At 60.7% G+C, this 24,407-nt stretch carries 28 protein-coding genes; 15 read left to right on the forward strand and 13 right to left on the reverse strand.

Going from position 1 to position 24,407, the window contains the following annotated elements; translation table 11 throughout:
* Positions 1-83 precede the first annotated feature (83 nt).
* The 3 genes from arsC to BLR69_RS09030 are packed head-to-tail and all read left to right on the forward strand — an operon-like array spanning position 84 to position 1,439.
* Positions 84-437 carry an arsenate reductase (glutaredoxin) gene (gene arsC, locus BLR69_RS09020; protein ID WP_071493365.1) on the forward strand — a complete coding sequence of 118 codons (354 nt, stop codon included), beginning with the start codon at positions 84-86 and terminating at the stop codon, positions 435-437.
* Complete coding sequence (gene wrbA / locus BLR69_RS09025) at positions 434-1,048, forward strand: NAD(P)H:quinone oxidoreductase (RefSeq protein ID WP_071493366.1); 615 nt, start codon at positions 434-436, stop codon at positions 1,046-1,048. Before arsC ends, wrbA begins: the two co-directional genes overlap by 4 nt.
* On the forward strand, positions 1,032-1,439 hold the full coding sequence (locus tag BLR69_RS09030) for a DUF2069 domain-containing protein (protein ID WP_071493367.1): 408 nt from the start codon (positions 1,032-1,034) through the stop codon (positions 1,437-1,439). The genes wrbA and BLR69_RS09030 overlap by 17 nt, the downstream gene beginning before the upstream one ends.
* Before the next feature lie 94 nt (positions 1,440-1,533).
* On the opposite strand, the gene BLR69_RS09035 is transcribed toward BLR69_RS09030, so the two are convergent.
* Together BLR69_RS09035 and ttcA are read right to left on the reverse strand one after the other, a co-directional pair.
* Positions 1,534-2,205 (reverse strand): DNA-3-methyladenine glycosylase I, encoded by a 672-nt coding sequence (locus BLR69_RS09035; protein ID WP_071493368.1) that lies wholly within the window; start codon positions 2,203-2,205, stop codon positions 1,534-1,536.
* A 67-nt stretch (positions 2,206-2,272) separates the two neighbouring features.
* The gene (gene ttcA / locus BLR69_RS09040; protein ID WP_025858140.1) at positions 2,273-3,097 is read right to left on the reverse strand and encodes a tRNA 2-thiocytidine(32) synthetase TtcA; all 825 of its coding nucleotides are present in this window, start codon (positions 3,095-3,097) and stop codon (positions 2,273-2,275) included.
* Between the two features lie 362 nt (positions 3,098-3,459).
* Between ttcA and BLR69_RS09045 the strand changes: the two genes are divergently transcribed.
* Both BLR69_RS09045 and BLR69_RS09050 read left to right on the forward strand, forming a co-directional pair.
* The gene (locus tag BLR69_RS09045) at positions 3,460-4,062 is read left to right on the forward strand and encodes a Yip1 family protein (protein ID WP_071493369.1); all 603 of its coding nucleotides are present in this window, start codon (positions 3,460-3,462) and stop codon (positions 4,060-4,062) included.
* A 129-nt stretch (positions 4,063-4,191) separates the two neighbouring features.
* Positions 4,192-4,686 (forward strand): SprT family zinc-dependent metalloprotease, encoded by a 495-nt coding sequence (locus tag BLR69_RS09050; protein ID WP_071493528.1) that lies wholly within the window; start codon positions 4,192-4,194, stop codon positions 4,684-4,686.
* A 91-nt stretch (positions 4,687-4,777) separates the two neighbouring features.
* On the opposite strand, the gene BLR69_RS09055 is transcribed toward BLR69_RS09050, so the two are convergent.
* Positions 4,778-5,941 (reverse strand): CaiB/BaiF CoA transferase family protein, encoded by a 1,164-nt coding sequence (locus BLR69_RS09055; RefSeq protein WP_071493370.1) that lies wholly within the window; start codon positions 5,939-5,941, stop codon positions 4,778-4,780.
* A 157-nt stretch (positions 5,942-6,098) separates the two neighbouring features.
* Here BLR69_RS09055 and tusD point away from each other — a divergent pair, with 157 nt between their 5' ends.
* The 6 genes from tusD (at position 6,099) to BLR69_RS09085 (ending at position 9,535) form a co-directional block, all read left to right on the forward strand.
* Positions 6,099-6,491, forward strand: coding sequence for a sulfurtransferase complex subunit TusD (tusD, locus tag BLR69_RS09060; RefSeq protein WP_071493371.1), 393 nt, complete (start codon positions 6,099-6,101; stop codon positions 6,489-6,491).
* 1 nt (position 6,492) lies between these two features.
* Positions 6,493-6,843, forward strand: a complete 351-nt coding sequence (gene tusC, locus BLR69_RS09065) for a sulfurtransferase complex subunit TusC (RefSeq protein WP_071493372.1) — start codon at positions 6,493-6,495, stop codon at positions 6,841-6,843.
* Positions 6,843-7,121, forward strand: a complete 279-nt coding sequence (gene tusB, locus BLR69_RS09070) for a sulfurtransferase complex subunit TusB (RefSeq protein WP_071493373.1) — start codon at positions 6,843-6,845, stop codon at positions 7,119-7,121. Before tusC ends, tusB begins: the two co-directional genes overlap by 1 nt.
* Complete coding sequence (locus BLR69_RS09075) at positions 7,118-7,453, forward strand: TusE/DsrC/DsvC family sulfur relay protein (protein WP_071493374.1); 336 nt, start codon at positions 7,118-7,120, stop codon at positions 7,451-7,453. The genes tusB and BLR69_RS09075 overlap by 4 nt, the downstream gene beginning before the upstream one ends.
* A complete protein-coding gene (locus BLR69_RS09080; protein ID WP_071493375.1) occupies positions 7,450-8,451 on the forward strand; it encodes a glycosyl transferase family protein in 1,002 nt (333 codons plus the stop codon). The genes BLR69_RS09075 and BLR69_RS09080 overlap by 4 nt, the downstream gene beginning before the upstream one ends.
* An 88-nt stretch (positions 8,452-8,539) precedes the next feature.
* Entirely contained in the window at positions 8,540-9,535 is a 996-nt protein-coding gene (locus BLR69_RS09085; protein WP_071493376.1) for a glutathione S-transferase family protein, read from the forward strand.
* A gap of 60 nt (positions 9,536-9,595) precedes the next feature.
* Here the strand turns inward: BLR69_RS09085 and cysG are convergent, their stop codons facing one another.
* Genes cysG through BLR69_RS30725 form a run of 7 tightly spaced genes read right to left on the reverse strand, consistent with a single transcriptional unit; the run spans position 9,596 to position 17,309 of the window.
* Positions 9,596-10,990 carry a siroheme synthase CysG gene (gene cysG, locus BLR69_RS09090; RefSeq protein ID WP_071493377.1) on the reverse strand — a complete coding sequence of 465 codons (1,395 nt, stop codon included), beginning with the start codon at positions 10,988-10,990 and terminating at the stop codon, positions 9,596-9,598.
* Complete coding sequence (serS, locus tag BLR69_RS09095) at positions 10,991-12,271, reverse strand: serine--tRNA ligase (protein ID WP_071493378.1); 1,281 nt, start codon at positions 12,269-12,271, stop codon at positions 10,991-10,993.
* A 16-nt stretch (positions 12,272-12,287) separates the two neighbouring features.
* On the reverse strand, positions 12,288-12,662 hold the full coding sequence (crcB, locus tag BLR69_RS09100) for a fluoride efflux transporter CrcB (protein ID WP_071493379.1): 375 nt from the start codon (positions 12,660-12,662) through the stop codon (positions 12,288-12,290).
* Positions 12,659-13,984, reverse strand: coding sequence for a replication-associated recombination protein A (locus BLR69_RS09105; protein WP_071493380.1), 1,326 nt, complete (start codon positions 13,982-13,984; stop codon positions 12,659-12,661). Before BLR69_RS09105 ends, crcB begins: the two co-directional genes overlap by 4 nt.
* 27 nt (positions 13,985-14,011) lie before the next feature.
* Positions 14,012-14,635 carry an outer membrane lipoprotein chaperone LolA gene (gene lolA / locus BLR69_RS09110; protein WP_071491890.1) on the reverse strand — a complete coding sequence of 208 codons (624 nt, stop codon included), beginning with the start codon at positions 14,633-14,635 and terminating at the stop codon, positions 14,012-14,014.
* A gap of 54 nt (positions 14,636-14,689) precedes the next feature.
* Positions 14,690-17,098: a DNA translocase FtsK gene (locus BLR69_RS09115; protein ID WP_071493381.1), complete on the reverse strand. Its 2,409-nt coding sequence runs from the start codon at positions 17,096-17,098 to the stop codon at positions 14,690-14,692.
* The gene (locus BLR69_RS30725) at positions 17,073-17,309 is read right to left on the reverse strand and encodes a hypothetical protein (RefSeq protein WP_134434989.1); all 237 of its coding nucleotides are present in this window, start codon (positions 17,307-17,309) and stop codon (positions 17,073-17,075) included. Before BLR69_RS30725 ends, BLR69_RS09115 begins: the two co-directional genes overlap by 26 nt.
* A gap of 288 nt (positions 17,310-17,597) precedes the next feature.
* Between BLR69_RS30725 and aat the strand changes: the two genes are divergently transcribed.
* The 3 genes from aat (at position 17,598) to infA (ending at position 19,360) form a co-directional block, all read left to right on the forward strand.
* Positions 17,598-18,278: a leucyl/phenylalanyl-tRNA--protein transferase gene (gene aat, locus BLR69_RS09120; protein WP_071493382.1), complete on the forward strand. Its 681-nt coding sequence runs from the start codon at positions 17,598-17,600 to the stop codon at positions 18,276-18,278.
* A 55-nt stretch (positions 18,279-18,333) separates the two neighbouring features.
* Positions 18,334-19,041, forward strand: coding sequence for an arginyltransferase (locus BLR69_RS09125; protein ID WP_071493383.1), 708 nt, complete (start codon positions 18,334-18,336; stop codon positions 19,039-19,041).
* Between the two features lie 100 nt (positions 19,042-19,141).
* On the forward strand, positions 19,142-19,360 hold the full coding sequence (gene infA, locus BLR69_RS09130) for a translation initiation factor IF-1 (protein ID WP_002553999.1): 219 nt from the start codon (positions 19,142-19,144) through the stop codon (positions 19,358-19,360).
* Between the two features lie 183 nt (positions 19,361-19,543).
* Here infA and clpA read toward each other — a convergent pair whose 3' ends face one another.
* Both clpA and clpS read right to left on the reverse strand, forming a co-directional pair.
* A complete protein-coding gene (gene clpA, locus BLR69_RS09135) occupies positions 19,544-21,814 on the reverse strand; it encodes an ATP-dependent Clp protease ATP-binding subunit ClpA (RefSeq protein ID WP_071493384.1) in 2,271 nt (756 codons plus the stop codon).
* Between the two features lie 29 nt (positions 21,815-21,843).
* Entirely contained in the window at positions 21,844-22,212 is a 369-nt protein-coding gene (gene clpS / locus BLR69_RS09140) for an ATP-dependent Clp protease adapter ClpS (RefSeq protein ID WP_005789091.1), read from the reverse strand.
* A gap of 225 nt (positions 22,213-22,437) precedes the next feature.
* Between clpS and cspD the strand changes: the two genes are divergently transcribed.
* Positions 22,438-22,716: a cold shock domain-containing protein CspD gene (cspD, locus tag BLR69_RS09145; protein WP_071493529.1), complete on the forward strand. Its 279-nt coding sequence runs from the start codon at positions 22,438-22,440 to the stop codon at positions 22,714-22,716.
* 77 nt (positions 22,717-22,793) lie between these two features.
* On the opposite strand, the gene icd is transcribed toward cspD, so the two are convergent.
* Positions 22,794-24,050 carry an NADP-dependent isocitrate dehydrogenase gene (gene icd, locus BLR69_RS09150; RefSeq protein WP_071493530.1) on the reverse strand — a complete coding sequence of 419 codons (1,257 nt, stop codon included), beginning with the start codon at positions 24,048-24,050 and terminating at the stop codon, positions 22,794-22,796.
* Between the last annotated feature and the right edge of the window lie 357 nt (positions 24,051-24,407).

Below are 24,407 nucleotides of genomic sequence, written 5' to 3' on the forward strand. Positions count from 1 at the left end.
GCGGCCTATCGCCTCTTACGGTTTAAGGACAGGTCGCTGCGCGGGTAGAATACCCGCCACCTTACGCAAGATGCGACCCGCACATGACCGATCTGACGCTTTATCACAACCCGCGCTGCTCGAAATCCCGCGGTGCGCTGCAACTGCTGGAAGCCCGTGGCCTCTCGCCCACCGTCGTACGCTACCTGGAAACCCCGCTGGACGCCGCGCAACTCAAGGCGTTGCTCGGCAAGCTGGGCATCAGCGCGCGCCAACTGCTGCGCACCGGCGAAGACGAATACAAGGCGCTCAACCTGGCCGACGCCAGCTTCAGCGAAGCTCAGTTGATCGCGGCGATTGTCGATCACCCGCAATTGATGGAACGCCCGATCCTGGAAACCGCCGACAAAGCCATCATCGGCCGTCCGCCGGAAAACGTACTGGAGATCCTGCCGTGACGTCGCCGTATGTGCTGGTGCTGTATTACAGCCGCAACGGCTCGGTGAGCGAAATGGCCCGGCAGATTGCCCGAGGCATCGAGCAAGGCGGGATGGAGGCGCGCTTGCGCACCGTGCCGGCGATCTCCACCGAGTGCGAAGCGGTGGCACCGAGCATTCCGGAGGAAGGCGCGCTGTATGCCAGCCTCGACGACCTGAAACACTGCTCCGGCCTGGCCCTGGGCAGCCCGACCCGCTTCGGCAATATGGCGGCGCCGCTCAAGTACTTCCTCGACGGCACCAGCAACCTGTGGCTCACCGGCGCCCTCGTCGGCAAGCCGGCGGGTGTGTTTACCTCCACCGCCAGCCTGCACGGCGGCCAGGAAACCACGCTGATGTCGATGCTGCTGCCGTTGCTGCACCACGGCATGCTGATCACCGGCCTGCCCTACAGCGAACAGGCCTTGCTCGATACCCAGGGCGGTGGCACGCCGTATGGCGCCAGCCACCACGCCGGCCCCGACGGCAAGCGCATGCTCGACCAGCATGAGATCGCCCTGTGCCGTGCCTTGGGCCTGCGCCTGGCGAACACCGCCACCCTGCTGGAGGGCGGTCGTGGCCAGGAAGCCTAAGATCCTGCCGCCCCAGGCGTGGCTGGAGCCACGGGTCAAGGTGGCTCGCGCACTCAGCCTGCTGGCGTTTTTTGGCCTGGTCGGTTTGCTCTGCGTGTATTACCTGTTCGTCGCCGACCTGCACGGTGCGCGGCCCTGGGTGATCCTGCTGATCGAACTGGTGCCGCTGCTGGTGCTGACGCCCGGCATGCTGCTGGGCAGCGCACGCGGACACTCGTGGATGTGCTTTGTGGTGAACCTGTATTTCATCAAGGGCGCGCTGGCGGCGTATGACCCGAACCGGCAGTGGTTCGGGGTGCTGGAGATGCTGGCGAGCCTGGCGGTGTTTTGCACGGCACTGTTGTATGTGCGCTGGCGGCATCAGTTGAACCGACAGCTGACAGCGGCCTGAAGTCCCTCATCGGGGGCAAGCCCCCTCCCACACTTCTACCGCGCCGCCTATCAAATGTGGGAGGGGGCTTGCCCCCGATGGCAGCACCTCAGTCTCAATGGTTGACGGTATACGCCAGCATCATCGACAACTGGCACATCGGCCGTCCGCTCTCGGCGTGCCACTGGTTGAACACCCCCTGCACCGTCGCCAGGTCGCGCAGGCTGGTCGGTGCCTTGTCGACGATCTTCTGCGCGTTCAACGCCGCCACCACGTCATCACTCGGCACAAAGGTGTCCTTGCCGACCATGCGCAAGAAACGTGGCGCTGACAGCCCGCCGAGCTGGTGGCCGTGCTTGCTCAGGTACTTCCACAGCCCGACGATGTCGGTCACCGGCCAATCGGCGATGAACGCGCCGAAGCTGCCCTTCTCCTGCTCGATATCCAGGATCATCTGCGCATTGCGCGGCACGCTCTTGAGCTTGCCCAGGTGGCGGATGATGCTGGTGTCCTGCATCAGCCGCTCCAGGTGCTCGGCGCCCATCAGCACTACCTTTTCCGGATCGAAGCCGAAAAACACCTTTTCGAACGCCGGCCACTTGGCGTCCACCACACTGTGCTTCAAGCCCGCACGAAACACGCGCAGCGCCAGGGTCGACAGGTAGCGATCATCACTGATCTTGCGCAATTGCGCCGGGGTCTTGGGTGCAGGCAGATGGGCTTCCAGCTCGGCCGCAGAACCGAAGCGGTTCAGACAATATTCGTGCAGCCACTTGTAATCGCGCATGCCCTCTCCTGGCAATTGAATGGAAAACGGCGCCCGCGAGCGCCGTGTGTCAGAGCCTTGAAGGGACTCAGAGGTTCACAACATTGACGAAGCGCGACGCGGCGGTTTCATCGATTTTCAGGCTGGTGAAGTCAAACAGGTTGCGGTCGGCCAATTGCGAAGGGATCACGTTCTGCAGGCTACGGAAGATGCTTTCGGTACGGCCCGGGGTCTTGCGCTCCCAGTCCACCAGCATTTCCTTGACCACCTGGCGTTGCAGGTTCTCCTGGGAACCACACAGGTTGCACGGGATGATCGGGAATTGTTTGAAGTCGGAGTAGGCCTGGATGTCTTTCTCGTTGCAATACGCCAGCGGGCGGATCACCACGTTGCGCCCGTCGTCGGCACGCAGCTTGGGCGGCATGGCCTTGAGCGAACCGTTGAAGAACATATTGAGGAAGAAGGTCTCGACGATGTCGTCGCGATGGTGCCCCAGGGCCATCTTGGTCGCGCCGATCTCATCGGCGAAGGTGTACAGCGTGCCACGGCGCAGGCGCGAACACAGCGAGCAGGTGGTCTTGCCTTCCGGGATCAGCTCCTTGACCACCGAATAGGTGTCTTTCTCGACGATGTGGTACTCGATGCCCAGCTCCTTGAGATAGGCCGGCAGCACGTGCTCGGGGAAACCCGGTTGTTTCTGGTCCATGTTGACGGCAACGATCTCGAACTTGATCGGCGCAACCTTTTGCAGGTGCAGCAGCACGTCGAGCATGGTGTAGCTGTCTTTGCCGCCGGAGAGGCAGACCATGACCTTGTCGCCGTCCTCGATCATGTTGAAATCGGCGACCGCTTCACCGGCCAGGCGACGCAGGCGTTTTTGCAGTTTGTTCTGGTTGACCGTAAGAGTGCCCATGGCGCTTGGATCCGCTAGAGGTGTGTGACGAAAAGCGCAGCATTTTACCGGTAAGAATCACCGAGTTCCAATGTGAGAGGGGGCTTGCCCCCGATTGTGGCGTCCCAGCGACTCATTGATAGCTGACACAACGCCATCGGGGGCAAGCCCCCTCCCACTATGATCCGCGTCCAGTCAAAAGACCTCAGCGCGATTAACCCCAACGTTTACAGCGCAATTTGCTCTAATGGCCCTACAGTTATTCAGGCTATCCCTTCCTATACTGCGACTAGAGGTCGCACAGCTATCCAGGACCTTTGAGGCCATTTGGCCCGTGGGCGCTCCGATGGGGGGCGATGGCAATAACGACAGGAGTGACTGGCATGATCCATCACGTCGTGGGGCTTTTTACCCATCCCGACCAGGAATGGCGGGAAATCCGTGGCGATAAAGAAGAAAGCATCAGCCACATGTACCTCACCCATACCTTGATTCTTGCGGCGATCCCCGCCGTTTCAGCGTTTATCGGCACCACCCAGGTCGGCTGGGTCATCGGCAACCGCGCGCCGGTGATGCTGACCCAGGAAAGCGCATTGTGGATGACCCTCATGTCCTACGCCGCCATGCTCGGTGGCGTGGCAGTGATGGGCGCCTTCATTCACTGGATGGCGCGAACCTACGACGCCAACCCCAGCATGGCACGTTGCGTGGCGTTCGCCACCTACACTGCTACACCGCTGTTCATCGGCGGGCTGGCGGCGCTCTACCCACACATGTGGCTGGGTATGGTGGTGGGCACGGCGGCCATCTGTTACACGGTGTACCTGCTGTATGTGGGGCTGCCGACCTTCATGAACATCGACCCGGATGAAGGCTTCCTGTTTTCCAGCTCGGTACTGGCCGTGGGCCTGGTGGTGCTGGTGGCGATCATGGCGTTTACCGTGATCGTCTGGGGGCTGGGCGTGGGGCCGATCTACACCAACTGACCGTTGAAAACCCTAAGGCAAAGCCACCGCAAGGTGGCTTTGTGCATCATGCATGACCATTCGGCGCCTGACAGATTCGGAAACACCCAGCTTTGCGGCATACTGGACGTCTCTGGAGATATGTACAGCATGCCCGAGCAACTCAATACCCGCGTCGAAGATTGTTTCCTGCTAGCCGAATCCTTTTTCAAACGAAGCTTCAAACGCCCCCAGGTCAGCCTCAAGCTGCGGGGCCAGAAGGCCGGTGTCGCTCATTTGCACGAGAACCTGCTGCGCTTCAACCCACAGTTGTACCGTGAAAACAGCCAACATTTCCTGAAGCAGACCGTTGCCCATGAAGTGGCGCACCTGATTGCCCACCAATTGTTTGGCGAACGCATCCAGCCCCACGGCGAGGAATGGCAATTGATCATGCGCGGGGTCTACGAACTGCCGCCGGACCGTTGCCACACGTATGCCGTGAAGCGCCGCCAGGTCACTCGCTATATCTACCGATGCCCGTGTGCGGACAGTGACTTTCCGTTCTCGTCACAACGCCATGGCATGGTGGCCCAGGGTCGAAGGTATTTGTGTCGGCGGTGCCGGCAGACCTTGGTGTTTACCGGCGAAACCCGAATGGAGTGAGGGCCTCATCGGGGGCAAGCCCCCTCCCACATAGTGACCGCGCCGCCGACCCAGTGTGTGAGGGAGCTTGCTCCCGATGGCGCCGGTCCAGTCACCCGACGACCTTGGCCCGCCGCAAAGCCTCTATCCGCTGAACACTGAACCCCAACTCCGCCAGCACCTCATCACTGTGCGCCCCCACGGCGGCGCCAATATGCCTCGGCTCAGGCAGCCCCTCGGAGAACTTTAGCGGGCACGCCAATTGCGCCTGGGTCGACCCATCGCCCCTAGGCACCTGACTGACCAACGCCCGCGCCTTCAACTGCGGATGCTCCACCGCTTCACTCAGGCTCAACACCGGCTCCACGCACGCATCCACCCCGGCAAACAACGCACACAACTCAGCAAAGCTGCGCTTCTCGAACTCAACCTGCAGCGCCGGCCTGAGTGCGGGCGACAGGCCCAGCGCCGCAAGCTCCGGCCGGCCCAGCGCGTCACAGAGCTGCTGCATAAACCCAGGCTCCAGACTGCCCACCGACATCCAACGCCCATCCCGCGAGCGGTAATAATCGTAAAAGCTGCCACCGTTCAGCACATGGCTTTCGCGTTCAGGCTCGACGTCGCACGCCAGGTAACCCGCGCCGGCCATGGCGTTCAGGCTGAACGAGCAATCGGTCATGCTCACATCCAGATACTGGCCGACCCCGGTCTGCTGCCGGGCGATGACTGCCGCGAGCAGCCCCACCAACGCATGCAGCGAGCCCCCGCCCACATCCGCCAACTGCACGCCCAGCGGCAACGGGCCGCTGTCCCGGCGCCCGGTGTAGCTGGCGATTCCGGCCAGCGCCAGGTAATTGATGTCATGCCCGGCGCGGTCCTTATACGGGCCAGTCTGGCCGTAACCGGTGATCGACACATAAATCAGCCGGGGATTGATCGCATTCAACGCCTCATAGCCCAAGCCCAGGCGCTCCATCACCCCTGGCCGGAACTGTTCGAGGACGATGTCGTAGTCCTTGACCAGCGCCCGTACGATCTCCAGCGCCTCGGCCTGCTTGAGGTCCAGCGCCAGGCTGCGTTTGTTGCGATTGAGGTAGGCGTGGCTGGCCGACGTGCCCTGGTCGTGGGGCGGCAGGACGCGCAACAGGTCCATGCGCGTGGGTGACTCGATACGCAGCACCTCGGCGCCCATGTCCGCCAGCATCAGCGACGCGAACGGGCCAGGCAGCAAGGTGGAAAAATCCAGCACTTTGAGGGACGCCAAGGGACCTGACATGGGCACTCCATTTCGGTTTTGAATGCCCACAGACTAGGCAGCCTTGCGCCAGTCGGCAATCACCGGAACAGTCACCAACAGTGACCGTTTTGATCACGGCGGGCTTTTTCGTGGCGGCGGCTTTATCATTGGCCCACGTTTGCTTGCAGAGTGTTCCATGAAGTTTGCGATTGCACTGTTTTCCGCCGCCCACGCGCCCTCCTCGCGCCGCGCCCTGCTGTTCGCCCAGGCGGCGCTGACCGGTGGGCATGAGATTGTGCGGCTGTTTTTCTATCAGGACGGTGTCTACAGCACCTCCAATTCCATCGTCGCGCCCCAGGATGAGCAGGACATCGCCCGCCAATGGCGCGAGTTTGTCAGCGCGCATCAACTCGACAGCGTGGTATGCATCGCCGCCGCCTTGCGCCGTGGCGTGCTCAACCAGGAGGAAGCTACGCGGTATCAACGCAGCGCGATCAACCTTGAGGCGCCATGGGAACTGTCGGGCCTGGGGCAATTGCATGACGCCGCCCAGGCCGCCGACCGCCTGATCTGTTTTGGAGGGCCGTGACATGTCCAAATCCTTGCTGGTCATCAGCCGCCAGGCGCCGTGGTCCGGCCCAAGCGCGCGCGAAGCGCTGGACATCGTGCTGGCCGGGGGCGCGTTCGATCTGCCCATTGGCCTGCTGTTCCTCGATGACGGCGTGTTCCAGCTGGCGCCGCACCAGGACGCCAAGGCCGTGCAGCAAAAGGACCTCAGCGCCAACCTGCAGGCGTTGGGCCTGTTCGGTATCGACGAGGTATTCGCCTGTAGCCATAGCCTGGCCGAGCGCGGCCTCACGACGCCCACCAGCGCACAGCCGCTGGACAGCGCTGCGATCTCCCAGTTGATTGACCGTTACGACCAGGTGATAACCCTCTGATGTCGACTCTACATGTGGTTTCCCACTCCCCGTTTACCGATAGCCGCCTGGACAGCTGCCTGCGTATCTGTGGCGTTAATGACGCCATCCTGCTCTGCGGCGACGGCGCCTACGGGCTGCACAACGCGGCGCTGCACACCAAAGGCGTAAAGGTGTTCGTACTGGCCGAAGACATGCAGGCGCGCAACCTGCCTCTGCCGGACTGGGCCGACAGCGTGGACTACCCGGGTTTCGTGCAATTGTCGCTCGCCTACGACAAGGTCAACAGCTGGCTATGAACACCCTGACCGTAGGCACTCGCAGCCTGGAACTGGACAAGGACGGCTACCTTGTCGACCTGAACGCGTGGTCCGAGGAAGTCGCCAACGCCCTGGCCGCCGCCGAACCGCTGGCGTTGACCGCGGACCATTGGGAAATCCTCACGCTACTGCGCCAGTTCTATGCCGAATTCCAGCTGTCACCCGCCACGCGCCCGCTGATCAAGTACACCGCTTTGAAGCTGGGCCCGGAAAAGGGCAACAGCCTGCACCTCAACAAACTGTTCAACGGCACTCCCGCCAAACTTGCCGCCAAGCTGGCGGGCCTGCCCAGGCCGACGAATTGCTTATGACCGACTTTGCCCCGCTGACCCTTGAAACCCCTGCCGAGCACCCGTTTGCACAGTTCGTGCGCATCCTGGGCAAAGGCAAGCGCGGTGCGCGCAACCTCACCCGTGAGGAGGCGCGCGAAGCCATGGGCATGCTGCTCGACGAGAAAGTCGAGGACACCCAGCTCGGCGCCTTCCTGATGCTGCTGCGCCACAAGGAAGAAAGCCCGGAAGAACTGGCCGGTTTCACCGAAGCCGTGCGCGAACGCCTGGACGCCCCGGCGCTGAATGTGGACGTTGACTGGCCGACCTACGCCGGCAAGAAACGCCACCTGCCCTGGTACCTGCTGGCGGCCAAGTGCCTGGCGCAAAACGGCGTGCGCATCCTCATGCACGGCGGCGGCGCCCACACGGCGGGACGGCTGTACACCGAGCAATTGCTGGAGGGTTTGCAGATCCCGCTGTGCCGCAACTGGCAGCAGGTCGAGGCCGCTTATGCACACGGCAACCTGGCGTTTATCCCGCTGGGCGACTGGGCGCCGCAATTGCAACGCATGATCGACCTGCGCAACACCCTGGGCCTGCGCTCGCCGATCCACTCCCTGGCGCGCCTGCTCAACCCGCTCAATGCGCGCCTGGGCCTGCAAAGTATTTTCCATCCGGGTTACCAGGGCGTGCACCGCGATGCCAGCGGCCTGCTCGGCGACAATGTAATCGTGGTGAAGGGCGACGGCGGTGAGATCGAGATCAATCCCGACTCGGCCAGTCACCTGTACGGCACCACTGGAGGCGAAAGCTGGGACGAAGAGTGGCCCGCCCTCTCCGCCCAGCGCCACGTCAAGCCAGCCATGCTCGAACCTGAGCATCTGAAAGCGTTGTGGCGCGGCGATGTCGAAGACAGCTATCCGCAACTGGCCTTGATCGCGACCATGGCCCTGGCCTTGCGTGGCCTGGGCCATTCACGGGAACAGGCGTTCGTCCTGGCCCAGCAATACTGGAACGCGCGGGACAAATCGATTTAATTGATCATTAACGCCCGGTCTTTGCGCTTTTAAATCGAACTCAGCCCTTTAGACTGGCCTCCAACGCTTATTAGCCAAGGAGCCAGTCATGGGTTTGCTGATCGAAGGACACTGGAAAGACCAGTGGTACGAAAGTAGCGCAGACGGCGCATTCCAACGGGAACAGGCGCAACGCCGAAACTGGGTGACCGCCGACGGCGCGCCGGGCCCGAGTGGCGAAGGCGGCTTCAAGGCTGAAGCCGGTCGTTATCACCTGTACGTATCCCTCGCCTGCCCCTGGGCTCACCGCACGCTGATCCTGCGCAAGCTCAAGAGCCTGGAAAGCCTGATCGACGTGTCCGTGGTCAGCTGGTTGATGCTGGAAAACGGCTGGACCTTCGACAAGGCTCACGGCTCCACCGGCGACAAGCTGGATGATTTCGACTTCATGCACCAGCGCTATACCGCCGACACGGCCGATTACACCGGACGCGTCACCGTGCCGGTGCTGTGGGACAAAAAGCTCAAGCGCATCGTAAGCAATGAATCGGCGGAGATCATCCGCATGTTCAACGACGCCTTCAATGAATTGACCGGCAACACCCTGGACTTCTACCCCCAGCCGCTGCGCACGACCATTGACGCGTTGAACGAACGCATTTACCCGGCAGTGAACAACGGCGTATACCGCGCAGGCTTCGCCACCTCACAGCAAGCGTATGAAAGTGCGTTTGATGATGTGTTCGCCGAGCTGGATCATCTGGAACAGCACTTGGGCGACCATCGTTACCTGGCCGGTGAATACCTGACCGAGGCAGATGTGCGGCTGTTCACCACGCTGATTCGCTTTGATGCGGTGTACTACAGCCACTTCAAATGCAATTTGCGCAGGATTGCGGATTATCCGAATCTGTCGAATTGGTTGAGGGAGCTGTATCAGTGGCCGGGAGTGGCCGAGACGGTGGATTTTGCGCACATCAAGGGGCATTACTATGCTAGCCATCGCACGATCAACCCGACGGGGATTGTGCCGAAGGGGCCGTTGCAGGGGTTTGATGAACAGCACGATCGGCAACAATTGATTGGCAAAGGCGTGTGGAACTGATCCACGTATTGGCTGGCTTTTAGGGCCTCATCGGGGGCAAGCCCCCGATGCTTTCAAGGTTCAGACCTGGGACTGCGCGCCTTCAAACCACTTCAGCTTCTCGCGCAACACCACCACTTCACCGACGATAACCAGTGTCGGCGCATGCACTTCATGCTCCGCCACCATGCGCGGCAAATCGGCGAGGGTGCCGGTGAACACGCGCTGATTGGACGTGGTGCCCTGCTGGATCAACGCTGCGGGGGTGTCGGGTGCACGCCCGTGCTTGATCAGCTGTTCGCAGATGATCGGCAAGCCAATCAAACCCATGTAGAACACCAAGGTCTGCGAGGGCCCCACCAGGTCATGCCAGGGCAGGTCCGAGGTACCGTCCTTCAAATGCCCGGTGATAAAACGCACCGACTGCGCATAATCCCGATGGGTCAGCGGAATCCCGGCATACGCCGCGCAACCGCTGGCCGCCGTGATCCCCGGCACCACCTGGAACGGGATGCCATGGGCGGCCAGTTCCTCGATCTCTTCACCGCCACGACCAAAGATGAACGGATCGCCACCCTTGAGGCGCAGCACCCGCTTGCCCTGCTTGGCCAGGTCCACCAATTGCTGGTTGATCTGGTCTTGCGGCACGGCGTGGTCGGCGCGACGTTTGCCGACATAGATGCGCTCGGCATCCCGGCGGCACAGTTCGAGAATCGCGGGTGCAACCAAGCGGTCATACAGCACCACATCGGCTTGCTGCATCAGGCGCAGCGCGCGGAAGGTCAGCAGGTCGGGATCACCCGGACCCGCGCCCACCAGATAAACCTCGCCCGGCGCATAAGGTGGCGCGCCGTTGACCTTCTCGATCAGCAGCCGCTCGGCCTCATCGCCCTGCCCGGCCAACTGGCGGTCGGCAATCGGGCCCTGGAACACTTCTTCCCAGAACGCACGGCGCTGCTGCACATCCGGGTACAAGCCCTTGACCTGGGCACGAAAACGCGCCGCCAGCCCGGCCAGTTGACCGTAGGTGGACGGAATCCAGGTTTCCAGCTTGGCGCGGATCAAGCGCGCCAGCACTGGCGCATCGCCGCCGCTGGACACCGCGATCACCAAGGGTGAACGGTCGACAATTGCCGGGAAGATCACGCTGCACAATGCCGGCGCATCGACCACGTTGACCGGCACGCACCGGCGCTTGGCATCGCTGGACACTTGCGCGTTCAGCGGCTCGTCGTCGGTTGCCGCGATGATCAGGGTGCAGCCATCGAGATCAGCCTCCTGATAACCGCGCAGAATCAGTTCCCCGCCACTGCCCAGTACCAATTCACGCAACTGGTCTTCGATCTGGGGAGCAACCACCCGCAGCAACGCCCCGGCGTCGGCCAGCAGCCGGGATTTGCGCAAGGCAATCTCCCCGCCACCGACGACCAGCACACGACTGCCGCGCAGGTTATGAAACAGCGGCAGAAATTCCATTTAGCGAATGACCTCAACGCCCGCCATGTAAGGCTTGAGCACTTCCGGCACACGGATCGAGCCGTCAGCCTGCTGGTAGTTTTCCAGCACGGCCACCAGGGTACGGCCTACAGCTAGCCCGGAGCCGTTGAGGGTGTGCACCAGCTCCGGCTTGCCGGTTTCCGGGTTGCGGAAACGCGCCTGCATGCGACGGGCCTGGAAATCACCGCAGTTGGAGCACGACGAAATCTCGCGGTACTTGTCCTGGCTCGGCACCCACACTTCGAGGTCGTAGGTCTTCACGGCGCTGAAACCCATGTCGCCAGTGCACAGCGCCAGTACGCGGTACGGCAGCTCCAGCAGTTGCAGGACGCGCTCGGCGTTGGCGGTCAGGCCTTCCAGGGCGTCCATCGAGGTCGACGGCTCGACGATCTGCACCATCTCGACCTTGTCGAACTGGTGCTGGCGGATCATGCCGCGGGTGTCGCGGCCGGATGCGCCGGCTTCGCTACGGAAGCACGGGCTGTGGGCGACGAACTTGATCGGCAGTTGCTTGGCGTCGAGGATCTCGCCGGAGACGATGTTGGTCAGCGACACTTCGGCGGTCGGGATCAGGTACAGGTCGGCTTCGCCTTCGCGGCTGATCTTGAACAGGTCTTCTTCGAATTTCGGCAGCTGGCTGGTGCCCATCAGCGCCGGCGCCTGCACCAGGTACGGGGTGTAGGCCTCTTCGTAACCGTGCTCGCCGGTGTGCAGGTTGATCATGAACTGCGCCAGGGCACGGTGCAGGCGTGCAACCGGGCCACGCAGCAGCGAGAAGCGCGCACCGGACATCTTGGCGGCGGTCTCGAAATCCAGGCCACCGCTCAGTTCGCCCAGGGCGACGTGGTCCTTGATCTCGAAATCAAAGGCTTTAGGCGTGCCCCAGCGGCGCACTTCGACGTTGCCGTCTTCGTCTGCGCCAATCGGCACGGATTCGTGCGGGATGTTGGGGATGCCCAGCAGGATCGAATCCAGCTCGGACTGGATCTTTTCCAGCTCGACTTTACCCTCGGAGAGCTCGGTGCCCATGCGCTCGACATCCGCCATCAACGGCGCGATGTCTTCACCGCGCTGCTTGGCCTGACCGATGGATTTGGAACGCGCATTACGCTCAGCCTGCAGTGCTTCGGTGCGGGTCTGGACGGTCTTGCGCTGTTCTTCCAGCGCTTCGATGCGCGCAACATCCAAGGCAAAGCCACGGGATGCCAGGCGGTCCGCTACGTCCTGAAGGTTGCTACGTAACAGTTTGGAATCGAGCATGTCGGTCTCTCGTTTATCAAAGTTTGGTCAAGGACAGGCCGGCCCAGGTGGCGAGCAGCCCGCCGAATACGCTGATGGCCGCATAGCCAATTGCCAGCGGCACTTGCCCGCTTTCCAGCAGGCGCACGGTATCCAGTGAAAAGGATGAAAAAGTCGTCAGGCCGCCAAGAAAGCCAACCATCAGGCCGGCACGTACCTCGATAGGCACTTCCGGGCGCAGCAAAAACAGGCCGTATAACACGCCGATCAATAGGCAGCCCACGATATTAACGGCGAGCGTCGCCGTATAGAAGTGTTTCGGCCAATTGGCGTTGATCCAATTGCCCGTGGCAAAGCGCAGCAGTGTACCTGCGATACCACCTGCCGAAACGGCGACAACCAGAGGAATCATGACTTTCTCCGCTGCCGGGGGCTCAGGCGGTCGAGGGTGGCGAGGTGATTGAGCTTTTCACCGATCTTCAGCTCCAGGCCACGGGGCACCGGCTGATACAGCGGCAACGGCTCAAGCTCATCGGGGAAGTAATCTTCACCGGCCGCGTAGGCATCCGGCTCATCGTGGGCGTAACGGTATTCATCGCCATACCCCAGCTGCTTCATCAGCTTGGTCGGCGCATTGCGCAAGTGCATCGGCACTTCGAGCGAGCCATATTCGGCGGCGGCGCGCAGTGCGGACTTGAAGCCCATGTACACCGCATTGCTTTTTGGCGCACAGGCCAGGTAGGTGATGGCCTGGGCCACCGCCAACTCGCCTTCCGGGCTGCCTAGGCGTTCCTGCACGTCCCATGCCGCCAGGCACAGGCTCAGGGCGCGCGGGTCGGCGTTGCCGATGTCTTCGCTGGCCATGCGCACCACGCGGCGGGCCAGGTACAGCGGGTCGCAACCGCCGTCGATCATGCGTGCGAACCAGTAGAGTGCGCCATCCGGGTTGGAACCGCGCACGGATTTGTGCAGCGCCGAGATCTGGTCGTAGAAGGCTTCACCGCCCTTGTCGAAGCGGCGGCGTGTGTCGCCGAGCAGGCTTTGCAGGAGGTCGACGCCAATCTCAGCGCCGTCTTCGGCCAAGTCGGAGGCGTTTTCCAACAGATTGAGAAAACGGCGCCCATCGCCATCGGCGGCCGTCAGCAGGATCTTGAAGCCCTCTTCGCTCACGCTCAGTTGGCGCTTGCCCAGGCCCTTGTCTTCGTTCAAGGCACGCTGCAACAGCTTTTGCATCGCCGCCTCGTCCAGGCTTTTCAGCACATAGACCCGCGCCCGCGACAGCAAGGCGTTGTTCAATTCAAACGAAGGGTTCTCAGTGGTGGCACCGATAAAGATCAGCGTGCCGTCCTCCACATAGGGCAGGAACGCATCCTGTTGCGACTTGTTGAAGCGATGCACTTCGTCGACGAACAGGATGGTGCGCTTGCCGTACTGCCCGGCCTGCTGCTTGGCGACTTCCACCGCCTGGCGGATCTCTTTGACCCCGGCGAGTACCGCCGAGACCGTTTCGAAGTGTGCATCCGAGACTTTTGCCAGCAGCCGCGCCAGGGTGGTCTTGCCCACCCCCGGCGGCCCCCAGAAAATCATCGAGTGCAGCGCACCCTGCTCCAGGGCTTCACGCAGGGGCTTGCCGCGAGCGAGCAGGTGTTCCTGACCGACGTACTCATCCAGGTTGGTCGAACGCAGGCGTGCGGCCAGTGGCTGGGCAATCGGGTCACTTCGAAACAGGTCCATGGGCAGCGTTTGAAACCTCTGGAGAGTTTATTCCTGGATCACGTCGGCACCCTTGGGGATGTCGAACTTGAACTTGGACGCCGGTACCGGCTGGTTGGCCTTGACCCCGGAGAACAGGATATCGGTGCGCTGGCCGACGCTGTCGATCAGGCGCATGTTGTTGATCACACCGTTACCGAACGACAGGGACAGCGTGTCAAACAGCGTGTCCTTGGATTTCGGCTTGAGGGTGAATTCGATCACGTTGCTGGTCTGCTTGGAGGTGATGTCGAAGCTGTCGTTGATCTTCGACACGTCACCGGAGAGCAGCAATGCCGGGGTCTGGTTCAGGCGTGGGTCGAGCTTCTTGATGGTTGCCTGTTCCAGGTCCGGGTCCCACAGGGTGACCTTCTGGCCATCGGACACGATGGTCTGCTCAGCCTTGCCCTCGGTGTGCCAGTAGAACAGGCCAGGACGCTGCACGGCCATTTCGCCAGCGGTTTCCTGCAACTGGGTGCCTCCGGCATCCAAGGTCAACTGGGAAAAGCGCGCGGTCAGGGTCTGGGATTTGTCGAGCAGGTTCTTCAGGCTGGCGACGGAGGCCGGGTCAGCGTGAGCCGAAACAGCGGTCAGGGCCAGTGCCGGCAACAACAGCATGCGGATAAAGCGCATGGGAGTCCTCATTGAGTAGTCAGGGCGCGCCGCGTGCTGCCACGCGGCGCGGGATCAGTCGCGCATCTGCCCGGGGGCAATGACTTCGCGCGAGCCGTTGGTGTTCATTGCGGTCACGACGCCAGCGTTTTCCATGGCTTCGATCATACGCGCGGCACGGTTGTAGCCAATTTTCAGCTTGCGTTGTACCGCGGAAATCGAGGCGCGACGGCTTTCGAGCACGAAAGCCACGGCCTCGTCGTACAGCGCATCGGTCTCGGCATCATCGTCGCCACCGCCGCTGCCACCGTCGAAGCCACTGCCGGCCTCTTCCACACCGGCGAGGATGTCATCGTTGTATTCCGGTGCGCCGCGCAGTTTCCAGGCTTCCACCACACGATGCACTTCATCGTCGGAAACAAAAGCCCCATGCACCCGGATCGGCAGGCTGGTGCCCGGCGGCATGTAGAGCATGTCACCGTGGCCGAGCAGTTGTTCGGCGCCGCCCTGGTCGATGATGGTCCGCGAGTCGATCTTGCTCGACACCTGGAACGCCATGCGCGTCGGGATGTTGGCCTTGATCAGGCCGGTGATCACGTCCACCGACGGCCGCTGGGTGGCGAGGATCAAGTGGATACCGGCGGCACGGGCCTTCTGGGCGATACGCGCGATCAGTTCTTCAACTTTCTTGCCGACGATCATCATCATGTCGGCGAATTCGTCGACCACCACCACAATGGTCGGCAGCTTGGTCAGTTTTGGTGCTTCGTCGTGAATGCTTTCGCGCCGGTACAACGGATCATCGATGGTCTCGCCGCGCTCGTGGGCTTCCTTGATCTTGGCGTTGAAGCCCGACAGGTTACGCACGCCCATCTTCGCCATCAGCTTGTAGCGGCGCTCCATCTCGGCAACGCTCCAGCGCAGGGCGTTGGCGGCGTCCTTCATGTCGGTGACCACCGGGCACAGCAGGTGTGGAATGCCTTCGTAGATCGACAGTTCCAACATCTTCGGGTCGATCATGATCAGCTTGGCATCTTCCGGGCCGGACTTGAACAGGATCGACAGGATCATCGCGTTCACCCCCACCGACTTACCGGAACCGGTGGTACCAGCCACCAGCAGGTGCGGCATCTTCGCCAGGTCGGTGATGACCGGCTTGCCGCCAATGTCGTGGCCCAGGGCCAGGGTGACCGGCGATTTGAAGTTGTCGTACTCGGGCGTCGACAGTACTTCGGAGAAGCGCACGATCTGGCGGTCTTCGTTGGGGATCTCGATACCCACAGTGGTCTTGCCGGGAATCACTTCCACCACACGCACGCTGGTCACGGCCAGGGAGCGGGCCAGGTCTTTCGCCAGGTTGGAAATGCGACTGACCTTCACACCGGCGGCCGGCTGGATTTCGTAACGGGTGATCACCGGGCCGGGGTGGATAGAGTCCACCGAGACTTCGACGCCGAATTCCTTGAGCTTGATTTCCAGCAGGTGGCCGACAGCCGCCAGGGATTCCGGAGAATAGTTGAGTTGTTTCTTTTCAGCCGGGTCGAGGATCGAGATCGGCGGCAAGGTGCCTTCGACGGCGCTGTCGACGAACAGCGGCGCCTGTTTCTCTTTCTGTACGCGATGGCTCGGTTCGGCCGGCTTGGGCGGCGCGGGGGCAATCACGGGCGGCACCTGCTTCTCGCGGTCCGACATGTGCTTGCTCAGCGCCTGCTCGCGCTCGATCAGGCGCTCCTTGACCTTGGCCTGCTCGCGCCGGTCCGGTGTACTCGGGGCCACCACTTCGTTGACGCGGGTGTCCACCTCACGCAGCTGGGCGACCATACGCTTGCGCTCGATACGGGCCGCCCACCAACGGTTGGCGGCTCCCTGGAACAGCTCCAGCAGGTCGAGGGTGATCTTGCCGGTCACGTCCATCACCTTGAACCAGGACAGGTCGGTGAACACGGTGAGGCCGAACAGGAACAGTGCGATGAACATCAGGGTGCTGCCCTGGATATTCAGGGTCCTGCGCGCCAGGTCGCCGAGGCTCTCGCCCAGCGCACCGCCCGCACCGGCAGGCAGGCCGGTGGGTGCGTGGAAATGGATATGCGCCAGGGCCGCGCCGGACAGCACCAGGAACACCAGGCCGATCAGGCGCCAGGAGAACAGCCAGCCGCTCCACTGCCACGGTTCGTGGCGCTGGCGGAAGATCTGCCAGGTCTTGATCGCCAGCAGCAACGGGAAGATATACGCGAAGTAACCCAGCACCATGAACAGGATATCGGCGCTGTAGGAACCAGCAGGGCCACCGAAGTTCTGCACGTCTTCGATCTTGCTGTTGTGGCTCCAGCCCGGATCGTCCTTGCCATAGGTCAGCAAGGCCATCATCAGGAACAGGCACAGTGCGCCGATGGCGATCAGCGCTCCTTCCTTGAGGCGATAATGCAGGTGCTGGCGCCAGGCCGGCACGACTGCGGCTTTAGGTGTTGCGGCGGATTTCTTCAAAACGGGTCTTTTCCTGCGCCTTCAGCGCGTCCATCTGTTGAATGACTGTAAATACTGCCCAATCCGAGCAGCTGAAAAATGAACGAGCGTCGTTGAATCTACTGTTTAACACCGGGCGATTGCTGGATGAAATGGCAATAACGCCACAATGGCCGCATTGTACGGGTTTGTGTCCCTGATGCCACGCCACTTGGCGCTCTTCCAGCAGCATAGCCAATTGTGTGTCACAAGATGTTCAATTTGAGCATGCATTGTCTTTGCTGACAAAGGCTTATGAGCTGTTTTTGCCAATCCAGGCAAGCTTGGCAAATGGCCTGCATGGAATAGACCCGATTACGACCACGCCCCCGGCATAGAGTTGCAGAAACACCTGCTCACGCTAATCCCCCTTAATGCCTGATTCGGGCTGGCCCGATGGCGCCAGGTCGACAATAATCAGCACTGCCGCCGCAGGTGTCATACCTGCCACTCCCCTCCCCTTCCGCAAAGCCTGGATGCCATGCTGACCTGGTTACAACGCGATTCACTGACTTTCCCCCCATTGGCCAAGGCCATGCGCGAACCCAATGGCTTGCTCGCCGCCGGTGGTGATCTCAGCGCCGAGCGGCTGATACAAGCCTATCGTCATGGCTGCTTCCCGTGGTTTTCAGAGGGCCAACCGATCCTGTGGTGGTCGCCCGACCCTCGCACCGTGATATTCCCCGACGAACTGCATGTATCGCGCAGCCTGGGCAAACTCTTGCGTCAACAGCGCTACAGCGTGACCTTCGACCAGGACTTCGCCGCCGTCATCCAGGCCTGCGCCGCACCACGCGCCTATGCCGACGGCACCTGGATCACCGAAGGCATCCAGAGCGCCTACCTGGAACTGCATCAGCGCGGCTACGCGCATTCGGTGGAGGTCTGGGACAAGGGTGAACTGGTCGGCGGTCTGTATGGCCTTGCAATGGGCCAGCTGTTTTTTGGCGAATCCATGTTCAGCCGCGCCGACAACGCCTCGAAATTCGGCTTTGCCACGCTGACCCGCCAATTGCAGGCCTGGGGGTTTGTATTGATCGACTGCCAGATGCCCAACGATCACCTGCACAACCTGGGTGCCCGCGCCATATCCCGCAACGACTTCGCAGGGTTCCTGCGCGACCATCTGGACCAACCCAACGCTGGACCGTGGGTTTCCTAGGCGACATCCGTGCTCCTGGCTTACACTTATTTCAAAGCTTATCCGAGGGTTGATCATGACCGAGTTGGCGCGTTTGAAGTTTTATGCCACTCAACCCCACTCTTGCAGCTATCTGCCCGACGAGCAGGCCACCACACTGTTCCTCGACCCCAGCCAGCCTATGGACGTGCATGTGTATGCCGACCTGTCGGAGATGGGCTTTCGGCGCAGTGGCGACCATCTGTACCGGCCACATTGCCAGAACTGTAATGCCTGCGTGCCCGCACGCATCCCCGTTGCGCAGTTTCTGCCAGACCGCAACCAGAAACGCATCCTCAAGCGCAACGCCGACCTGACGGTGACGTCGACCAAGCCACGCTTCACCGAAGAATATTTCGACCTTTACCAACGCTACATCGAGCAACGCCACGCCGACGGCGATATGTTCCCGCCCAGTCGCGATCAGTTTTCCACCTTCCTGGTACGCGACCTGCCCTTCTCGCGCTTTTACGAGTTTCGTGCGAACGGCCGCCTGGTGGCCGTCGCGGTGACCGACCTGCTGCCCAACGGCCTGTCGGCGGTCTACACCTTCTATGAACCCGCCGAAGAACGCCGCAGCCTCGGACGCTTTGCGATCCTCTGGCAAATTGGCGAGGCCTTGCGCCAGGAACTGGAGGCGGTGTACCTCGGGTACTGGATCAAGAACTGCAAAAAGATGAACTACAAGACCCAATATCGGCCCATCGAACTGCTGATTAATCAAAGATGGGTCGTGCTTAACTAGAACCCCTTGGCTTAAACACCCTTTTTCGGGCACAATGCACGCCGCTTTTGCCTGGCGCAGTTGCACCGGGCCATTCACTGGATACCGAGGGCTTTACTGCATGTCGAAAGAAGACAGCTTCGAAATGGAAGGCACTGTCGTCGACACCCTGCCCAACACCATGTTTCGTGTGGAGTTGGAAAATGGGCACGTCGTAACCGCGCATATCTCCGGCAAGATGCGCAAGAACTACATTCGTATTCTTACCGGTGACAAAGTGCGCGTCGAGCTGACGCCCTATGACTTGAGCAAAGGGCGCATCACTTACCGCGCTCGCTAAGCAAGTCAATACAAAACGCCCGGTTATGCCGGGCGTTTTTGTGTGTGCGCTATTTACCAAGCGCCAAAACCAAATGTGGGAGGGGGCTTGCTCCCGATTGCGGTAGATCAGTCACTCATGTAGCGACTGAAACACTGCTATCGGGGGCAAGCCCCCTCCCACATTGACGCCCGCAGCTATAGATCAAGCCATTTCAGCCGTGGTTTCGAACTCGAAGGTCAGCTCGCCGTCCTTCAGGTCGATGTGCACCACGCCACCATGGTCGGAGAGCTCGCCAAACAGGATCTCTTCCGCCAGCGGCCGCTTGATCTTGTCCTGGATCAGACGCGCCATTGGGCGTGCGCCCATTGCCGCATCGTAACCGCCTTCGGCCAGCCAACTGCGCGCCGCGTCCGTGACCTCCAGCTGCACGCGCTTGTCTTCCAACTGCGCCTGGAGCTCGGTAAGGAACTTGTCCACCACGCTTTTGATAACCTCATGGCTGAGGCGACCAAACTGGATAATGGTGTCCAGACGGTTGCGGAACTCCGGCGTGAAGCTCTTCTTGATCACTTCCATCGCATCGGACGAGTGGTCCTGATGCGTGAAGCCGATAGAAGCCCGCGCGGCCGTTTCGGCGCCGGCGTTGGTGGTCATGATCACGATCACGTTGCGGAAGTCCGCCTTGCGCCCGTTGTTGTCGGTCAGGGTGCCGTGGTCCATCACCTGCAACAGCAGGTTGAAGACTTCGGGGTGGGCCTTCTCGATTTCATCGAGCAGCAATACGCAATGCGGTTGCTTGGTGATCGCCTCGGTCAACAGGCCGCCCTGGTCAAAACCGACATAACCCGGAGGTGCGCCGATCAGGCGCGACACGGTGTGACGCTCCATGTACTCGGACATGTCGAACCGCACCAGCTCAATACCCATGGCCTTGGCCAATTGCCGCGCCGCTTCGGTCTTGCCGACGCCGGTCGGGCCGGCGAACAGGAACGAACCCACCGGCTTGTCTGGCGACTTGAGGCCCGCACGCGACAGCTTGATCGCAGTGGACAGCGAGTCGATGGCCGCGTCCTGACCGAACACGGTCAGCTTGAGATCACGCTCAAGGTTACGCAGCAGCTCCTTGTCGGAACTGGTGACGTGTTTAGGCGGAATCCGCGCGATCTTCGCCACGATGTCCTCGACCTGCGGCACGTCGATGCGCTTCACACGCTTCTCGACCGGCTGCAGGCGCTGGTAGGCGCCCGCCTCGTCGATCACGTCGATGGCCTTGTCCGGCATGTGCCGGTCATTGATGTAGCGCGACGCCAGCTCAGCCGCCGAACGCAGGGCCTCATCGGTGTACTCGATGCCGTGGTGCGCTTCGAAGCGCCCCTTGAGCCCGCGCAGGATGCCGATGGTGTCCTCCACAGAAGGCTCGGACACGTCGACCTTCTGGAAGCGACGCGCCAGGGCACGGTCTTTCTCGAAGATGCCACGGAATTCCTGGAACGTGGTCGAACCAATGCAGCGGATATCACCCGACGACAGCAACGGCTTGAGCAGGTTGGAGGCGTCCATCACCCCACCCGAGGCCGCACCGGCACCAATGATGGTGTGGATTTCGTCGATGAACAGGATCGCCTGCGGGCGTTTTTTCAGCTCACCGAGCAGCGCCTTGAAGCGCTTCTCGAAGTCGCCACGGTACTTGGTCCCGGCGAGCAAGGCGCCCAGGTCAAGGGAGTAGACGACGCTGTTGGCCAGGAGGTCCGGCACCTGGTTGTCCACGATGCGCTTGGCCAGGCCTTCGGCAATCGCGGTTTTACCCACGCCTGCCTCACCCACCAGCAACGGATTGTTCTTGCGACGACGCGCGAGGATCTGCGCTACACGCTCAACCTCAAGCTCACGCCCCACCAGCGGATCGATCCGCCCCTGGCGCGCAAGCTCGTTGAGGTTGCTGGCATAGGCATCCAGTGGATTGCCCGAAGAAGAAGACTCACCGCCCTCGTCGTCCTGCATATCCTGCTCACCCTCGGAATGATCGCCGTGCCCAGGCACCTTGGAGATACCGTGGGCGATGTAGTTGACGACATCGATACGGGCAACGCTCTGCTGTTTAAGCAGGAACACTGCCTGGCTTTCCTGTTCGCTGAAAATCGCCACAAGCACATTGGCGCCCGTGACTTCACGCTTACCGGAGCTCTGAACATGGAACACGGCACGCTGAAGCACCCGCTGGAAGCCCAGGGTTGGCTGGGTCTCACGGTCTTCATCGTGGACTGGAATAAGTGGCGTCGTGGAGTCGATAAACTCCTGCAGGTCATGCTTGAGTTTGTCGAGGTTGGCGCCGCACGCACGTAGAACGGTGGCGGCAGCTTCGTTATCCAAAAGTGCCAGCAGCAGGTGTTCGACGGTCATGAACTCATGACGCTTCGAACGAGCCTCCTTGAAGGCAAGATTGAGGGTGACTTCGAGCTCGCGGTTTAACATAGCTTCACCTCATACCCAAGTGGTCGGCGTTAACCGTCCTTCTCGATTTCACAGAGTAGCGGATGCTGGCTTTCCCTGGCGTACTGGTTGACCTGCATGGCCTTTGTCTCGGCGATGTCGCGGGTAAACACTCCACATACTGCCCGTCCTTCTGTGTGAACGGCCAGCATTACCTTGGTCGCCAACTCGCGGTTCAGGTTAAAAAACACCTCGAGCACTTCGACCACGAAATCCATCGGTGTGTAGTCATCATTGAACAAAACCACCTTGTACATCGGCGGCGCCTGTAGAGCAGGCTTGGCCTCCTGAACAGCAATGCCTGCAGAACCGTCGTCATCATGTTCCTGATCCGGTCGATCCTGATTGAATGTTAGTCGAATCTGGCTGTTTGCATGCATGGAAAGAAAGGTTCGTCAGTGGTTCAAATACAGTGGTGGGGGCGACCTGTCAGATTTTCAACTACTGACCGGCTGGTCGCCTTGACTATCGGCGAAACGGTGTTACAACCAATAGAACCCACAGTGGGTAAAAAAGGTCCGCGCAGTCAACCTTATTTATTCGGGTTAGGACGGATAAACTGGATGATACTCCAGTGATGGAGTCTGGTGCAGAGGGATATGGGTATGTCTGGCGTCAAGATCAATGGCAAGGTCAAATGGTTCAACAATGCCAAGGGATATGGCTTTGTTAATGAGGAAGGGAAAACCGAGGACCTTTTTGCACACTATTCAGCGATCATCATGGACGGTTACAAAACGCTGAAAGCGGGACAAGCGGTCACCTTCCAGATCATTCAGGGCCCCAAGGGACTGCATGCCGTGAATATCGACACAGTGAAGGCAGAAGTCGTTGCCAGCCCTGCGGCACGTGCGAGCGAAACAGAAAAGAAACAAACGGCCTGATCCGCCACCGATCGTACAGCCCGTAAGAAAAACGGCCACCCAATCAACTTGGAGTGGCCGTTTTTATACCTGCTTGCTTACATATGCGAGATCAGCGCATCACCAAAGCCCGACGACGACACCAGCTTCGCACCCTCCATCAGACGCTCGAAGTCATAGGTCACGGTCTTCGCCGAAATTGCACCATTGGTGCCCTTGATGATCAAGTCAGCCGCCTCGACCCAGCCCATGTGACGCAACATCATTTCCGCCGACAAAATCAACGAACCCGGGTTGACCTGGTCCTTGCCCGCATACTTCGGCGCAGTACCGTGTGTCGCCTCGAACATCGCCACGGTGTCCGACAGGTTCGCGCCCGGCGCAATACCGATACCGCCCACCTCCGCCGCAAGGGCGTCGGACAGGTAATCACCGTTCAGGTTAAGCGTCGCGATCACATCATACTCAGCCGGACGCAACAGGATCTGCTGGAGCATGGCGTCCGCGATAGCATCCTTGACCACCACATTCTTGCCAGTCTTGGGGTTCTTGAACTGCATCCACGGGCCGCCATCCAGCAGCGTCGCGCCAAATTCGTCAGCCGCCACCTCATAGGCCCATTCCTTGAAGGCACCTTCGGTGAACTTCATGATGTTGCCTTTGTGCACGATGGTCAGCGAGTCGCGGTCGTTATCCACTACATACTGAAGGGCTTTGCGCGCCAGGCGCTTGGTCCCCTCTTTCGAAACCGGCTTCACGCCGATCCCGCAGTCCTGGTCGAAACGGATCTTGGTCACGCCCATTTCTTCCTTGAGGAACTTGATCACCTTGATCGCTTCGGGCGAACCGGCCTTCCACTCGATACCGGCGTAAATGTCTTCGGAGTTTTCCCGGAAGATGGTCATGTCCACGTCGCCGGGCTTCTTGACCGGGCTGGGCACGCCTTCGAACCAGCGCACCGGGCGCAGGCACACATACAGGTCGAGTTGCTGACGCAGGGCCACGTTCAGCGAACGGATGCCGCCACCGACCGGGGTGGTCAGCGGGCCCTTGATGGACACCACGTAATCCTTGACCGCATCCAGGGTTTCCTGGGGCAGCCAGGTGTCCTGGTCGTAGATTTGAGTCGCTTTTTCGCCGGCATACACCTCCATCCAGGAGATCTTACGCTTGCCGCCGTAGGCCTTTTCAACAGCTGCATCGACCACCTTGATCATCACCGGACTGATGTCGACGCCGATACCGTCACCTTCGATGTAAGGAATGATCGGTTGGTCAGGAACATTGAGAGAATGGTCTGCATTGACGGTGATTTTGTCGCCGACTGCCGGAACCTGAATCTTCTTGTATCCCATGCTGAACTCCATCTATGGATTGAACATCTGGCTGCGTTCGAGCCTACTCCAGATAAATGGCGACTGAAACCTCACGCCATGCTCATTTGCATCGAAAACAGCATAATTTGTCGCCTACAAGCCTGAAAGCAAAGGCAAAATCGCCAATCTTGAGCACATCGTGCGACTTTGGTCGCAATTGGGCACCTGCGACCTTTAGACCAATGGACGACACACCTTTTGTATGAAGGCTCGGCGTAAGCATAGCGACCTATGTATAATGCCGCCGCTGACCAAAGAGTCACGACGGCGGACCGCTCTAGAACACAGCCTTCCGCTACAAAGCAGGACTATTACAATAGTCCACCCGCTTGACGC

Source organism: Pseudomonas azotoformans, assembly GCF_900103345.1.
In the GTDB taxonomy this organism is placed as follows: Bacteria; Pseudomonadota; Gammaproteobacteria; order Pseudomonadales; family Pseudomonadaceae; genus Aquipseudomonas; species Aquipseudomonas azotoformans.

Bases quoted from the DNA above. Each gene is read 5' to 3' on its own strand.
- arsC (WP_071493365.1), top strand. From the start codon at position 84: ATGACCGATCTGACGCTTTATCACAACCCGCGCTGCTCGAAATCCCGC.
- BLR69_RS09035 (WP_071493368.1), bottom strand. From the start codon at position 2,205: ATGCGCGATTACAAGTGGCTGCACGAATATTGTCTGAACCGCTTCGGT.
- ttcA (WP_025858140.1), bottom strand. From the start codon at position 3,097: ATGGGCACTCTTACGGTCAACCAGAACAAACTGCAAAAACGCCTGCGT.
- BLR69_RS09045 (WP_071493369.1), top strand. From the start codon at position 3,460: ATGATCCATCACGTCGTGGGGCTTTTTACCCATCCCGACCAGGAATGG.
- BLR69_RS09050 (WP_071493528.1), top strand. From the start codon at position 4,192: ATGCCCGAGCAACTCAATACCCGCGTCGAAGATTGTTTCCTGCTAGCC.
- BLR69_RS09055 (WP_071493370.1), bottom strand. From the start codon at position 5,941: ATGTCAGGTCCCTTGGCGTCCCTCAAAGTGCTGGATTTTTCCACCTTG.
- tusD (WP_071493371.1), top strand. From the start codon at position 6,099: ATGAAGTTTGCGATTGCACTGTTTTCCGCCGCCCACGCGCCCTCCTCG.
- tusC (WP_071493372.1), top strand. From the start codon at position 6,493: ATGTCCAAATCCTTGCTGGTCATCAGCCGCCAGGCGCCGTGGTCCGGC.
- tusB (WP_071493373.1), top strand. From the start codon at position 6,843: ATGTCGACTCTACATGTGGTTTCCCACTCCCCGTTTACCGATAGCCGC.
- BLR69_RS09075 (WP_071493374.1), top strand. From the start codon at position 7,118: ATGAACACCCTGACCGTAGGCACTCGCAGCCTGGAACTGGACAAGGAC.
- BLR69_RS09080 (WP_071493375.1), top strand. From the start codon at position 7,450: ATGACCGACTTTGCCCCGCTGACCCTTGAAACCCCTGCCGAGCACCCG.
- BLR69_RS09085 (WP_071493376.1), top strand. From the start codon at position 8,540: ATGGGTTTGCTGATCGAAGGACACTGGAAAGACCAGTGGTACGAAAGT.
- cysG (WP_071493377.1), bottom strand. From the start codon at position 10,990: ATGGAATTTCTGCCGCTGTTTCATAACCTGCGCGGCAGTCGTGTGCTG.
- serS (WP_071493378.1), bottom strand. From the start codon at position 12,271: ATGCTCGATTCCAAACTGTTACGTAGCAACCTTCAGGACGTAGCGGAC.
- crcB (WP_071493379.1), bottom strand. From the start codon at position 12,662: ATGATTCCTCTGGTTGTCGCCGTTTCGGCAGGTGGTATCGCAGGTACA.
- BLR69_RS09105 (WP_071493380.1), bottom strand. From the start codon at position 13,984: ATGGACCTGTTTCGAAGTGACCCGATTGCCCAGCCACTGGCCGCACGC.
- lolA (WP_071491890.1), bottom strand. From the start codon at position 14,635: ATGCGCTTTATCCGCATGCTGTTGTTGCCGGCACTGGCCCTGACCGCT.
- BLR69_RS30725 (WP_134434989.1), bottom strand. From the start codon at position 17,309: ATGCTGCTGGAAGAGCGCCAAGTGGCGTGGCATCAGGGACACAAACCC.
- aat (WP_071493382.1), top strand. From the start codon at position 17,598: ATGCTGACCTGGTTACAACGCGATTCACTGACTTTCCCCCCATTGGCC.
- BLR69_RS09125 (WP_071493383.1), top strand. From the start codon at position 18,334: ATGACCGAGTTGGCGCGTTTGAAGTTTTATGCCACTCAACCCCACTCT.
- infA (WP_002553999.1), top strand. From the start codon at position 19,142: ATGTCGAAAGAAGACAGCTTCGAAATGGAAGGCACTGTCGTCGACACC.
- clpA (WP_071493384.1), bottom strand. From the start codon at position 21,814: ATGTTAAACCGCGAGCTCGAAGTCACCCTCAATCTTGCCTTCAAGGAG.
- clpS (WP_005789091.1), bottom strand. From the start codon at position 22,212: ATGCATGCAAACAGCCAGATTCGACTAACATTCAATCAGGATCGACCG.
- cspD (WP_071493529.1), top strand. From the start codon at position 22,438: ATGTCTGGCGTCAAGATCAATGGCAAGGTCAAATGGTTCAACAATGCC.
- icd (WP_071493530.1), bottom strand. From the start codon at position 24,050: ATGGGATACAAGAAGATTCAGGTTCCGGCAGTCGGCGACAAAATCACC.